Below are 12,992 nucleotides of genomic sequence, written 5' to 3'. Positions count from 1 at the left end.
GGCAGTTGGTAGCGTTGCCCCACGTCGATGTTCAGCGAAGGAGCGAAACATGCCAAACACAATTGCCGATGGTGGCATCGAGACTGCACTTGAAGAGCGCCTGGGCCAGAGCTTGCGTGAGTTTGCAGCATTCGAGCTGCTTGAGAGCGACGCAGGTCGTGCCGCGCTGACCGAGTACTACAAACCGTTCATTGAGCTCGCTGTTGCAGCTGAGCTTCCGATCGCGCTTGATACGCCGACCTGGCGTGCAAGTAACGCGTGGGGCGATGTGCTCGGGTACGACGCCGACGCGCTCGCTCGTATCAACCGCGCTGCTGTTGAGTTCGTGCGTGACGCTGCGGCCAACGTTGATGGCAACGTCACGCTCACCGTTGGTGGTTGTGTTGGCCCTCGCGCAGACGAGCCCGCTAACGATGAGCTCATGTCTGCCGAGCAGGCAGAGGAATACCATCTGCCCCAGGTGCGTGCGCTCGCCGCAGCTGGCGCAAACCGTATCGGCGCAGTGACCATGGGCTACGTGAACGAAGCCGTTGGCATTGCCCGCGCAGCAATGCGTATGGACGTGCCCGTGGTGATCTCGTTCGGTGTTGGTTCAGACGGCCTGCTCGCTGACGGTACGACCGTGAGCGATGCAATCGTTGAGGTTGACCGTGCAACGAACGACTACGTTCAGGGCTTCTTGGTGAACTGTGCTCACCCGAGCGAGGCTGAAAAGGCTATCGGTGCGCACACCTCGACTGACCGCATTGCGGGCTTCCGCCTGAATGCTGCGCGTCACGACGATGACACGGCAGATGCACCCGAGGTGTTCGCCGCGAAGCTCCTCGAGCTGCGCGAGCACGCTCCGCAGGCGCGTCTCTTTGGTGGCTGCTGCGGTACCGACGTGCCCCACATCGCCGCAATTGCAGCTGGCCTTCTCGCAGACGACGCCGAATAACTAGAAACTCAAGAATCGGAGATCGAGTGACTTCTTCCCCTAAGCACGCCGCCGAGGCTGACGACTCGCAGCACGACGGTGCCCACCAGACCGGTGCGCATCGCGAGGCAAACGCGCACGGCCACGGCGGTGGCCACGGTAGCGAGCCGAGCGACCAGAACCCTACGGAGTTCTGGGAGCAGCGTTACTCGGACTCCGAGCGCATCTGGTCGGGCAACGTGAACCGCACGCTGGAGGCTGCGGTCGAGCAGCTCCCCGCGGGTCGCTCCCTTGACCTCGGCTGCGGCGAGGGCGGTGACGTGCTGTGGCTCGCGCAGCGCGGCTGGACAGCACTCGGTATTGATCTCTCGGCAACGGCGACCTCGCGCGGTAACGCCGAGCTGGCGGATCGCGGCATCAAGAACGCCCGCTTCATCGCGGCCGATCTGGGGGAGTGGGCAGACGACCCCGCAGCTATCGACGGTGAACCCGAAGGGTTTGACCTCGTGACCGCGAGCTTCTTCCAGTCGCCGGTTGAATTGCCACGCGAAAAGATCATCCGCCGGGCGCTCGACCGCCTCACCGTTGGCGGCTCGCTCGTGCTGTTGTCGCACGCGTCGGCACCGGGCTGGGCAAAAGGCCACGGCCCCGGCGACTTCCACCGTCCCGAGGGCGAGCTCGCAACGCTCGGTCTCGCGGCCACCGGAGTCACCACGCGCGAAGACGGCAAAGCCTTCGAAATTATCGACGCGTCAATCAAGAATCGCAAGGCCACCGGCCCTGACGGGCACGAGCACGAGCTCGAAGACTCACTCGTGGTGGTTCGCCGACAGGCGTGATCCGCGCCCGCCCGCCGGGAACACACGTGCGGGGCCGACCGAGCACCTGGTCGACCCCGCACGCAAGCCGGGAAACGTGAGCGATTACTCGACGAGCTTGCCAGCCACTGAAGTGTCGATGGCTTCGTTCGCGAGATCGCGGAACGACTCGGGAGCCTCAGCCGCAGGCTCGAACGTCACGCCATCAACCGGCGACCAAATGAAGTTGCCGCGCAGCTCATCGCTCTGTTCCGGGAAGTCTGAGCGGTTGTGGCAGCCGCGGGTCTCGCGACGCTCAAGCGCGCACTCAAGGGTCGCGCGTGCCGCAAGCAGCGAGCCGTACAGGTCGTACGCGTGTGCGAGATCGTCGAAGCCGGCGATATCGGGGTGCACGCCAACGTGCTCGGCGCGCTCTTCCAGCACCGCAAGCTTTGCAAGACCCTCAAGCAAGCTCTCCTCGCTGCGCACGACGCCAGCGTGATCGCTCATGATGTTGCGCAGCTCGCGCTGCAGCACGCGCGGCGTCTCAGTGCCCATGCTCGTGAGGAGGTGCTGCATCTCAGCGCGTGCCTCTTCGACAGCCTCCGGCGAGCGGTGCACGGTCGTCAGGCTCTTCGTGTACTTCGCAGCGTCGGCACCAGTGATGCGGCCGTACACCAGAAGCTCGATGAGCGAGTTACCACCGAGACGGTTCGCACCGTGCAGGCCACTCGACGCTTCGCCGATCGCGTAGAGACCAGCGACGCCTGTGTTGTGCGACTCGGCGTCGACCCATACGCCACCCATCGAGTAGTGCGCGGTCGGTGCAATCTCGATCGGCTCCTTCGTGATGTCAAGCATCTGCAGATCGATGAGGTTGCGGTACACGCGAGGGAGCTTCTCGAAGATCACCTCGCGTGGCAGGTGCGAGACATCGAGGAAGACGCCGCCGTTGGTCGTGCCGCGGCCCTCTGCGATCTCGGTGTAGCTCGCGAGCGCGACACGGTCGCGGGTCGACAGCTCCATGCGCTCGGGGTCGTACTTCGACATGTACCGCTCGCCGAGCGCGTTGGTGAGGATGCCGCCCTCGCCGCGAGCGGCCTCCGAAACGAGCGTGCCTGCTGCATCTGCAGGCTCGAGGATGCCCGACGGGTGGAACTGGACGAGCTCAGCGTCGCGGATCTTGCCGCCAGCAAGCGCCGCCAGACGGAACGAATCACCGGTGTTCTCATCGCGGCGTGATGAGGTGTTGCGCCAGATACGGTTGTGGCCGCCAGCGGCAAGGATCACCGCGTCGGCGTGGATCACGACGGGGACGCCGTCGACGATGTCGAAGCCGTACGCACCGAAAATGCGGCCTTCGTCCGAGAGTAGGCGGGTGATGTAGACCGTGTCGATAACGGGAACCTCGAGCTCACGAGCGCGACGCAGCAGCGTGCGCTGAATCTCGAGGCCCGTGTAGTCGCCCGCGTAGCAGGTGCGGCGGTACTTGTGGGCGCCGAAGAAGCGCTGGCTGATCCGCCCATCTTCCTCGCGAGCGAATGGCATGCCCCAGCGCACGAGATCCGCAATGCCCTGTGATGCGCCGCGGGTCACGGTCTCGATGATCGCCGGATCGCCGAGGAAGTACGACTCGCGCAGGGTGTCAGCTGCGTGCTGCTCCCAGGTGTCTTCGGGATCCATGGTGCCGAGCGCCGCGTTGATGCCGCCTGCCGCGAGCGTCGTGTGGGCGTCGTGCTTGCGGCGCTTGCCGACAGCGAGCACCTGGACACCGCGTTCTGCGAGCTCGATCGAGGCTCGCAGACCCGCGCCACCCGTGCCGATGACGAGCACGGAGGTGGAGAGCTGACGTTCGGTTGGGGCTGCCGTTTCGGCGGTCGCTGTGTTCATGGAGGCCACGCTAGGCGGGCTTTTACGATAACTCCAATGTATTGTCATTATCGCTTCGATGCGCATAGGCTATCGAACATGAATCTTGAGCAGCTTCGAGGCTTCGCGGAAATCGCCGAAACCGGCCATTTCACGCGGGCTGCAGAGCAATTGCACCTCGCGCAACCGTCGCTCAGTCGGCAGATCGCGGCGCTCGAAACTGACCTCGGAGTCGAGCTTTTTCAGCGAACTCGCGGGAACGTGAGCCTCACCGCAGCCGGTGAACGGCTACTTCCGCTTGCCAGGCGCATGCTCGCAGACGCCGATACCGCACGCAACGAGATGGCCGAATTGGCCGGTTTGCGGAAGGGGCGGATCCGCCTCGGCGCACCTCCCACGCTGTGCACAACGCTCGTGCCCGAGGTGCTTGCGGAGTTCCATGAGCAGTACCCCGGTATCGACATTCGCATCTTGGAAAGCGGGTCGCGCAGCCTCATCGCCGCCCTCATGGAGGGCTCCCTCGACCTCGCGCTGATCGTGACGGGCGTCTCATCTGGTGCCGCGCGCGCGGTGCTCGAGCGCGAGACGATCCTTGCCGAGCGGTTGGTCGCGGTGTCTGCTGCCGCGGCGCCGAGTCCGTTTGGCGCGACCGTATCTCTCGCCGAGCTCGCGCAGGTCCCGCAGGTCATCTTCCCGGAGAACTACGACTTGCGCGCGACCATGGACACGGCGTTCAGGGCCGCGGATCTCGAACCTCGCGTCGCAGTTGAGGGCGCGGAAATGGATGCGACCCTGCGCTTCGTCGAGCGCGGAATTGGTGTCGCCGTGGTGCCAGCGCTCGTCGCTGCAGTGCGATCTAAGCTGCGGGTCACGCCGCTGCGCGATACCTCACTCGCACGCACGGTGAGCCTCGCGAAGCGCTCGGATATGGCTCCGACGCGGGCGGCTGCAGCGTTGCAGGCAGTCATTCGCGAGGTTTCGGGCCGCTTCGTAACGGGCGATCGCGGGATCGCGCAGCTCGTCACCCGACTCGGCTAGCCCGCGCAGCTCAGCCGCACTGCTTGCCCCGCGCAGGCTAGCCCGGGAACTCGGGCGCCTGCACTGCGCAGCGCACGGCCTCGCCTGGCGCGGCACTGGTAGCTGTGGCAATCTGTTCGGTGCCATCGAGCAGGATCTTGCAGGTCAACCGGACGCCCTCCGGCGGGGTAGCCGAAATGCTCAGTTCCTTGGTGACGACACCGAGCGTCTCCGTGCGCCACCCCTCTGTCGAGACGTCGAGCAGCCCTGGCTTTGCGATGACCTGACCTTCCGCTCGTGAGGGGGTGTCGCGGTAGGTGGTGTTGCTCACGGTCACGCTCTCCGCTGAGTCGGTCGTGAGTTCGTAGGTGACGGCCCACACCTTCGCGGAGGTCGTGGCCATCTTGTCGATGAACGCGCACCCGGTGAGGCTCAGTGCGGCGCCAGTCATCGTCGTCGCAGCTGCAAGGGCGGTCAGAATCTTTGCCTGAGTGGTCTTCATGCGACCAGTCTGTGGCGGATCGCGCCAAAACACATCAGACCACAGGCTCGATCGCGCGCACTCGACTGGCACCGAGGTACCATCCGTGCCCACGCAAAAGCCCCTGGCCGCAGCACAAGACTGCAACCAGGGGCTCGAGCATGGCGTGAACGCCAGGCAGAAAACCTTACGGCATCAGGCGGGTCGGGCCGCGGAAGAGGTAGGTCACCTCGCGGATCGACGACTGCTCAAGCATGAGCATGAGCACGCGGTTCAGGCCCATGCCGAAACCACCGTGTGCGGGAACGCCATAGCGGAAGAAGTCGAGGTAGAAACCGAGCTCCTTCGGGTCCATGCCCTTCTCGATTGCCTGTGCTTCGAGTACCTCGATGCGGTGCTCGCGCTGAGCGCCGGTCGAGATCTCGGTGCCGCGGTAGATGAGGTCGTAGCTGTTGGTCAGCTCCGGGTTGTCCGCGTGACGCATGTGGTAGAACGGGCGGATCGACGTTGCGTAGTCGGTGAGGAATACGAAGTCGTGGCCGTACTTTTCCTTGACGTACGCAGCAATCTGGCGCTCGCCCTCGGGGTCCATGTCGGCGTCTGCGCGGGGGATCTCGTAGCCGCGCTCCTTGACGATCTCCTTCGCCTCTGCGAGGGGGATGCGGGGGAAGGGGCGCTCGGGAACAACGAGGTCAACGTTGAACAGCTTCTGGAGCTCTTCGCCGTGCTTCTCCTTGACTGCTGCGAGGCCTGCCACGATGAGCTCCTCGTGGAGCTCCATGACGTCTTCGTGCGAGTCGATCCACGACAGCTCGGTATCGATCGAGGTGAACTCGGTCGCGTGACGCGAGGTGAACGAGTGGTCCGCGCGGAACGCGGGGCCAACCTCGAAGATGCCGCCGAAGCCTGCAGCCTGTGCCATCTGCTTGAAGAACTGGGGGCTCTGTGCGAGGAACGCCTTGCCCTCGAAGTACTCGACCTCGAAGAGCTCTGCGCGCGACTCAGAAGCCGAAGCCATGAGCTTCGGGGTCTGGATCTCGATGAAGCCACGGTCTACCCACACGTTACGGAGAGCGTGGAGGAAGGTGGTCTGAACGCGGAACACGAGGTTCTGCTCCGGACGACGGAGGTCGAGGAAGCGCCAGTCGAGGCGCACATCGATGTTCGAGTCGTCAGCGACCGGGTTGTCGGGGAGTGCCTTGGTGATGACCTCGATCGTTTCGATCTGGATCTCAACACCGCCGAGCTTGACGCGCTCGTTGTGCTGCAGCTCACCCTCAACTGTCACGAAGGTGCCGTGGGTCAGCTCAGAAATGGTGGTGGTGCGGGGCACCAGGATGTCGGAGCGAGGATTCTCGGGATCCGCCTCACGAAGTACGCCACCATTGACGAGCTGCACAGCGCCCGACTCATCACGGAGGACGACGAACTGTACGTAACGCTGGTCACGTACCTTCTCGACCCAACCGGATACTCGTACGGGGCCGTCTTCTCGGGCAGCCAGGTCCTTAATCAATACACGCTCAGTCACCCGTTCAGTCTACCTGCCTACGCTGTGCACGAAGTGCTTGTTTTGAATACGGATTCTTGTTTGGCTAGCCGCGACGACGCTTGCGGGCCATGAGTGCAAACGCGCCGAGCAAGATGGCGGATCCGCCGATCGCGACACACAGCATGCCGTCAGTCGAACCAGTGTTCGCAAGCGGGGTCTTGTCTCCAGCGTTTGTCGGTACCGTCGGCTTGGTGGGATCGACAGGTTTCGTTGGGTCGACCGGCGTCACAGGGTCGACCGGCGTGACCGGGTCCTTCTGCTTCGTCACGGTGATACTGAAATTACTGGCGACGCTGCCGACGCCGTTCGTCACGCGGATTGCGAACAGGAACGTGCCAGCCACGGTGGGGGTGCCGGAAAGTTCGCCGGTCTCGGAGTTGAGCGTGAGCCCGGGCGGCAGTGCTGACGGTGCGCTGGGAGTAGCGGATCGCAGTGCTGCGGACCGGTCCTCGGTGTCCGAGCCTGTGCCGGTGCCTGTTGCCTCGACAGACCAGGTCAGCACTGGGCTGCCTACAGCGGTGATGGTGACCGGCTCGTAGACGATGCCCACGGTCCCATCTGGCAGGTCTCCGGTCATAGAAATGGAGGGTGCAACCTCCGGTTCGGGTTCTGGCTCAACCTCGCCGATTGTGACAGCATCGCTCGCGCCACGCTCGCCCCAGAAGTCATCGACCCATCGAACTCGGTATTGAAGAACCTTGGACTCTTCGGTGACCGCAAGCTGGTATTGCTCATTGATGGCGCCGTCGATGTCATCCCAGGTGTCCCCGTCAGCCGACGACTGCCAAGCAATGCCGCCGCCGTAGCCGCGCTTGATGCCGATTGCCTCGGTTTCGAGGATTGCCAGTTCAGGGGTGGCCTCGGTGCCCTCGCCACCTTCGCTGGCTTCTGCCTCGCCGGGAGAGAACGTCACGGTCGGTGTTGAGACGCTCGGCTTCTTCACGATGGAGACGCTGTACCCAGACTCCGGCTTTGCGCCGCTGCTGTAGTTCACCGTGAGAAGCTCTCCGGTGACGGGGTTCTCATCCATGTCGAAGGGGTTGCCCGGCATGATGCGGGTGCTTTCGGTGCGGATGCCCTTGTCGTGGTCGGCCGCGATGAGGTAACCACCAAAAGGAATACTCGCGTAGGCGCGGTTCTTCTCGTCGTCACCGATGACATCGCGGACCTGCCGAGCGAGCGCAACGTTGCTGGTGACTTCGTGGGTAACGGGGTTGAAGATGCCGGTGTAGGGGCCGGTTGAGTGCCCGTAGTACAGGCGTTCGGCATCGTTGTCGTACCGCAGTGCGGTGACTTCGTTGACGCCTTCAATGGCCGACTCGTTGACGACTTCCATGCTGTCGGTATCAATCTCGTACACCTCATTGTCAATGGGATAGAAGATTCGGGTGCCATCAAGGCTCGTCGTGAATGAGCCTGTGTTGACCACCTCGATTGCGAGGCGATCCTGCTCCGTGAGCGTTGCAAGGTCGTACTTGAAGAGGGCATCGTCGCTCGCACGCTTGCCTTCGCCCGCAAGATAGATGAACCGTTCGTCCGGTTTGCCGGAGACGGCGATGTCCCTGATGACGTTAAATTCCTCTGGCAGCGTCACGAGTCCGACGCGTTTGAGTGACACGAGGTCAAACACGCCAAGTGTGTTGCCGCGACCAAAGCGTCCCTCGCTGAGGGTCACGTATGCGTGGCGACCGTCGCCCGAGATTGACATGTTGTTGCCGCCGGTGAATTCAGTGAGATCGGAGAAATCCAGGCTCTCAAGGAACGTGCCGGTTGTGAGGTCGAGCCTGAAGATTTCGGGCTTGAGATCGGTGATGATGTAGGCGGTCTTGCCGTCGGGTGACACGCGCACCTCGGTCGGCTGTGCCTCATCTGCAAACACGAAGGTTTGCAGGAGATCCGGCGTGAACGTCGGCGTGATCAGGTTGCTCTCAACGGGATCCGTAGTGCCGTAGTCCTCACTGTCGTCGGGCCACTCGATGGCGAACGCTGGCATCGGTGCAGAGATCGTGAGGGCTGCGGCGAGGGCGAGCCCGGCAAAGACGCGGGGGCGCCTCGAAAAGCGAGGGGCGAACTGAGGTGCGGATCCGCGCATTGCGATGAACTCCCTTGTTGCTCCGGAGTGCGCATCGGTGCACTCGTCACTGCCACTTTATGATGCGCCAAGGTGTTGAACAAGAGGTGGCTATGGGCTTCCGTTTGGCGACATGTGCAACCAATCAAAACATTGCAGAATGTGACGCATTAGTTCGACTAATGTTTCAGGGGTTGCAAAACTACTTGCAACCCGGGTGGTAACGATGCCGCCCCTCCTGAAAGGAACCCGCTATGAACCGCATCGCCCGCAGTACCCTCGCCCTCAGCGCCATTGCCGCTGTCGCGATGGGCGCTACCGCGTGCTCGTCGGGAACCGAGAAGGAAGCAGCGGCCGCAGAAGGCGTCACCACGCTGACCGTTGCGACCGGTGCAAGCCCCAAGCCCTACACGTTCCTCGATGAGAACGACGAGCTCACCGGCTACGACATCGAGATCTTGCGCGCAGTCGATGAAAAGCTTCCCGAGATCGAGTTCAAGTTCGAGGTGGTTGACTTCCCGCAGCTCTTCGCTGGCCTGGACTCTGGCCTGTACAACATCGTTGCGAACAACCTCTCGGCAACAGAGGAGCGCAAGGAGAAGTACGACTTCGCAACCCCGACGATTGAGGCCCAGTTTGGCATCATCACCAAGGACGACTCCCAGAAGATCACGAGCCTCGACGATCTCGCTGGCAAGCGCACCTACGGTGAGCCCGGCCTGAACTTCACGCGTGTGCTCGAGCAGTACAACGAGCAGAACCCTGGCAAGGAGATCAGCATCGAGTACACCGAGCTTGATACCCAGACCCAGTACAAGAACCTCGCGACCGGTGGCATCGACTTCCTCTTCAACGAGCGTGTGGTCTACAACGAGCTCGGTGGACCTGACACCGCACTCAAGCTCAACTTCACCGAGCTCGATGGCAAGTACCTCAGCGATACCTTCGGTACGAACCTGTACTCGGCCTTCGCGTTCTCGAAGCGCACGAAGGACGTCGACGTGATCGTGGAGCAGATCAACGGCGCGATCGGTGAACTCGATGAGGATGGCACGCTCGCCAAGCTCAGCGACGAATTCTTTGGCTACGACGTCACGCCGAAGAACGTGAAGTAACTCCCCGATGAACCAGATCATCGACTTCGAGGCGATCCTCAAGTACGCAATCGCGCTGCTGCCGTACATCCCGATGACGCTCGCCCTGAGCGTCATCGCGACGGTGCTTGGTACGGTGCTCGGCCTTGCGATCGCGCTGGTGAAGAAGGCAAAGGTCCCCGTTCTCAGTCAGATCATCGCGGTGCTCGTCTCGTACTTGCGTGGCACCCCGCCGCTCGTGCAGCTGCTGCTCGCGGTGAACGCGGTCCCGATCGCAGTCCTCTATACCAACCAGGTATTTGGCACGGACTATGACGCCCTCGGCATCTCGCCGTTTGTGGTCGCGGTCGTGACGTTCGCGCTCATTGAGGCGGCGTATAGCTCGGAGTCGATCCGCGCCGCGTTGCTTGCCGTGGATCCGCGCGAAATCGAAGCCGGTCGCTCACTCGGCATGACCTCGTGGCAGGTGCTGCGTCGCATTACCGTGCCGAACGCTTCGGTGATCGCGTTCCCGACGCTCGTGAACAACTTCATCGGCATGTTGAAGGCGTCATCGCTCGCATTCGTGGTTTCCGTCGTGGAGATTACGGCGTACGCGAAGATCCTCGGCGGCCGTGACTACCGCTTCTTCGAGGCGTACCTGGCAACGGCGATCCTCTACTGGATCCTCACCGTGGTTATTGAGCAGATTGCTCGCGTCATCGAACAGCGTATGAACCTCACCGAGCGCGCGGATCGCGGCAGCCGCTTCGGCCTCGGAGGATGGGGCGCAAAACGACAGGAGGTCACCGTATGATTTCGCTCACCAACATTGAAGCCGCGTACGGCGATCGCGTCGTGATCGACGGAGTCTCACTCGACGTGAAGCAGGGTGAGGTTGCTGCGCTCGTTGGCCCCTCCGGCGCTGGCAAGTCAACGCTGTTGCGGTGCACGAACCTGCTCGAGAAGCCGCGCCGCGGCACGATCACCGTCGGCGATGTCACGGTCGATGCTGCGTCGGCATCGCACGCAGACGTGCTGCGCCTGCGGCGAGCAACCGCGATGGTGTTCCAGTCGTTCAACCTCTTCTCCCGCAAGACTGCGCTCGAGAATGTGGCTGAGGGATTGCTCGTTGTGCGCGGCCTCGACAAGCGCGAAGCTCTCCGTGAAGCCGCAGAGCAGCTCGACCGCGTCGGCCTCACCGACCACTCGCATCAGTACCCCTCGCAGCTTTCGGGCGGTCAGCAGCAGCGCGTTGGTATCGCTCGCGCGCTCGCCATGCGGCCCGAGGTGCTGCTGCTCGACGAGCCGACGAGCGCGCTCGACCCCGAGCTCGTGGGTGAGGTGCTTGCGACGATCCGCCGCGTGGCCAGCGAAGGCCAGACCATGATCCTCGTCTCGCACGAGATGCACTTCGTGCGTCAGGTCGCGAACCGCGTGGTCTTCCTTGAGGGTGGCGCGATCCGCGAAGATCTCCCGCCCGAGCAATTCTTCGGTGCCGAAGCGAACGAGCGAACGCGTGCCTTCCTGCACGATTACCACCTCGCACACGGCAACACCGAGTACCAGATTTAACTTCAGACTTAGGACTCACTCATGACTCAGACTCCCCGCCCGATCCGCAGCCTCGGCTTCATCCATCTCGCGCCGTTCGACCGCGATTCACCGCGCAAGGGCCTGGATGAAGCGATCGAGCTCTTCCAGTACGCCGAGGAACTTGGCCTCGACAGCGGCTGGCTGCGCACGCGCCACATGCAGTACGGCCTGCCGTCGCCGGCCGTCCTGTTCGGTGCGTTGTCGCAGGCGACCGAGCGCATCGGCCTTGGTAGCGCGGTCATCCCAGTTGGCTACGAGAACCCGTTCCGTCTCGCTGAAGATCTCGGCACCGCAGACGTGCTCGCCGGCGGCCGCGTGCTTGCTGGCCTGAGCGTGCACGGTCCCGGCTACGGCGACGACACCGTCAATGACACGGTTTACGACACCGGTTGGCGCGAGGAGGACTACGGCTACGGCCGCATCGAGCGCCTGCGCGGCTTGCTCGCCGGCGATCCCGTGCGCGAGGTCCCGGAGTACAACGGCATTGGGGGAGACTTCGATTCCGAGCGCGTTGAGCCGCACTCGGCCGGTCTTTCGGACCGCCTCTGGTACGGCGGCGGATCGCTCCGCTCAGCAGAGTGGGCAGGCGAGGCCGGCCTGAACTGGCTCATCAGCAACATCTCGTCGACTGAGAACGGCGTGCGTGACTTCGGCGAGGTCCAGCGCAACCAGATCGCTGCCTTCCGTGCAAAGCACCCCGCTGGTGACGCGGCACGCGCATCGGTCGCCCGCGTCCTCGTGCCAACCTCGGGAGCTACCCCCGAGCAGGTCGAGAAGTACGAGGCGTACGCTGCTGGCCGCCTGCCCCGCACGGAGAAGATCCACGGCAAGGCAACGATCATTGCTCCCGACGTTGTCGGCACGGCCGAGGAGATCGTCGAGTTCATTCGCAACGACGTCGCATTCCAGGCAGCTGACGACTACATCTTCGAGCTGCCCTTCGAGTTCGAACTCGAAGATTGGAAGCACATCCTCCACGTCCTCGCGACCGAAATCGGCCCCGCGCTCGGTTGGACGCCCGCCGCGTGACCGAGATCCAGGTGCGGCTCGCTGAGCCAGCAGATTTCGCGGCCGTAGATACACTCGTCGACGCCGCGTACGCGCACGATTACGGCGCGCAAGATGAGGACGCGGATCCGAACAGCATGCACTTCGCGCGCAACCGCGCGAAGGAGTTCGACGTTTGGCTCGCGTTCCTACCTGGCAGCGAGGCGCCCGTCGGCAGCATTACGACGCGGCGCCTCGACGGCCCGTCGCTGCACGAGGACGTTCGGGCAGACGAACTCGATTTGCGCCTGCTTGCTGTCTCGTCGGCGGTACGCCGGCAGGGCGTCGGCGCGCAGCTCATGCGCTTCGTTGAACAGCACACTGCTGAGCAGGGTTGGCGTGCGATCTTCCTCAAGACGGCACCCCACATGAGCGGTGCACACCAGCTCTATGAATCGCTCGGTTTCGAGCGTGACAGGGATCGTGATGGCCTTTGGCTCGGCGGTGAGCACCAGTTCCATTTGCTGACGTACGTCAAGGCGGTGTAACGATCCGCGCCCCGTACTGCACTCGGTACGGGGCGCTTTGCTGTGTTCCCACGAAACATCGCGGGAACTCTCAGGCGTGCTGAAC

General features: G+C 63.3%; 12 protein-coding genes. 8 read left to right on the top strand and 4 right to left on the bottom strand.

The features are described from left to right. Window positions 1-49 precede the first annotated feature (49 nt). The gene (locus tag ICM05_RS04950; RefSeq protein WP_188023475.1) at window positions 50-937 is read left to right on the top strand and encodes a homocysteine S-methyltransferase family protein; all 888 of its coding nucleotides are present in this window, start codon (window positions 50-52) and stop codon (window positions 935-937) included. Window positions 938-963: 26 nt separating this feature from the next. Further along, a complete protein-coding gene (locus tag ICM05_RS04945; RefSeq protein WP_188023474.1) occupies window positions 964-1,755 on the top strand; it encodes a class I SAM-dependent methyltransferase in 792 nt (263 codons plus the stop codon). 84 nt (window positions 1,756-1,839) lie between these two features. On the opposite strand, the gene ICM05_RS04940 is transcribed toward ICM05_RS04945, so the two are convergent. Then, on the bottom strand, window positions 1,840-3,603 hold the full coding sequence (locus tag ICM05_RS04940; protein WP_188023473.1) for an FAD-binding protein: 1,764 nt from the start codon (window positions 3,601-3,603) through the stop codon (window positions 1,840-1,842). Window positions 3,604-3,681: 78 nt separating this feature from the next. Here ICM05_RS04940 and ICM05_RS04935 point away from each other — a divergent pair, with 78 nt between their 5' ends. Next, window positions 3,682-4,620 (top strand): LysR family transcriptional regulator, encoded by a 939-nt coding sequence (locus tag ICM05_RS04935; RefSeq protein ID WP_188023472.1) that lies wholly within the window; start codon window positions 3,682-3,684, stop codon window positions 4,618-4,620. A 37-nt stretch (window positions 4,621-4,657) separates the two neighbouring features. Here the strand turns inward: ICM05_RS04935 and ICM05_RS04930 are convergent, their stop codons facing one another. From ICM05_RS04930 to ICM05_RS04920, 3 genes are all read right to left on the bottom strand, one after another. After that, window positions 4,658-5,101 (bottom strand): hypothetical protein, encoded by a 444-nt coding sequence (locus ICM05_RS04930; protein WP_188023471.1) that lies wholly within the window; start codon window positions 5,099-5,101, stop codon window positions 4,658-4,660. 166 nt (window positions 5,102-5,267) lie between these two features. Beyond that, window positions 5,268-6,611, bottom strand: a complete 1,344-nt coding sequence (gene aspS / locus ICM05_RS04925) for an aspartate--tRNA(Asn) ligase (protein WP_353055822.1) — start codon at window positions 6,609-6,611, stop codon at window positions 5,268-5,270. 64 nt (window positions 6,612-6,675) lie between these two features. After that, window positions 6,676-8,724, bottom strand: coding sequence for a putative Ig domain-containing protein (locus tag ICM05_RS04920; RefSeq protein WP_188023470.1), 2,049 nt, complete (start codon window positions 8,722-8,724; stop codon window positions 6,676-6,678). 233 nt (window positions 8,725-8,957) lie between these two features. Here ICM05_RS04920 and ICM05_RS04915 point away from each other — a divergent pair, with 233 nt between their 5' ends. From ICM05_RS04915 to ICM05_RS04895, 5 genes are read left to right on the top strand one after another with little or no spacing between them, the layout of a single operon-like run. Beyond that, window positions 8,958-9,818: a transporter substrate-binding domain-containing protein gene (locus tag ICM05_RS04915; RefSeq protein ID WP_188023469.1), complete on the top strand. Its 861-nt coding sequence runs from the start codon at window positions 8,958-8,960 to the stop codon at window positions 9,816-9,818. Window positions 9,819-9,825: 7 nt separating this feature from the next. Further along, complete coding sequence (locus ICM05_RS04910; RefSeq protein WP_188023468.1) at window positions 9,826-10,593, top strand: amino acid ABC transporter permease; 768 nt, start codon at window positions 9,826-9,828, stop codon at window positions 10,591-10,593. Further along, window positions 10,590-11,351 (top strand): amino acid ABC transporter ATP-binding protein, encoded by a 762-nt coding sequence (locus tag ICM05_RS04905; RefSeq protein WP_188023467.1) that lies wholly within the window; start codon window positions 10,590-10,592, stop codon window positions 11,349-11,351. The genes ICM05_RS04910 and ICM05_RS04905 overlap by 4 nt, the downstream gene beginning before the upstream one ends. A 21-nt stretch (window positions 11,352-11,372) precedes the next feature. Next, entirely contained in the window at window positions 11,373-12,401 is a 1,029-nt protein-coding gene (locus tag ICM05_RS04900; RefSeq protein ID WP_188023466.1) for an LLM class flavin-dependent oxidoreductase, read from the top strand. Then, window positions 12,398-12,907 (top strand): GNAT family N-acetyltransferase, encoded by a 510-nt coding sequence (locus ICM05_RS04895; RefSeq protein ID WP_188023465.1) that lies wholly within the window; start codon window positions 12,398-12,400, stop codon window positions 12,905-12,907. Before ICM05_RS04900 ends, ICM05_RS04895 begins: the two co-directional genes overlap by 4 nt. Window positions 12,908-12,992: the final 85 nt, after the last annotated feature.

The sequence above is a fragment of the Leucobacter sp. cx-42 genome, assembly GCF_014529985.1.
GTDB lineage: Bacteria > Actinomycetota > Actinomycetes > Actinomycetales > Microbacteriaceae > Leucobacter.
The sequence above is the reverse complement of the archived record's forward strand: the minus strand, read 5'-3'. Positions and strand labels throughout refer to the sequence as shown.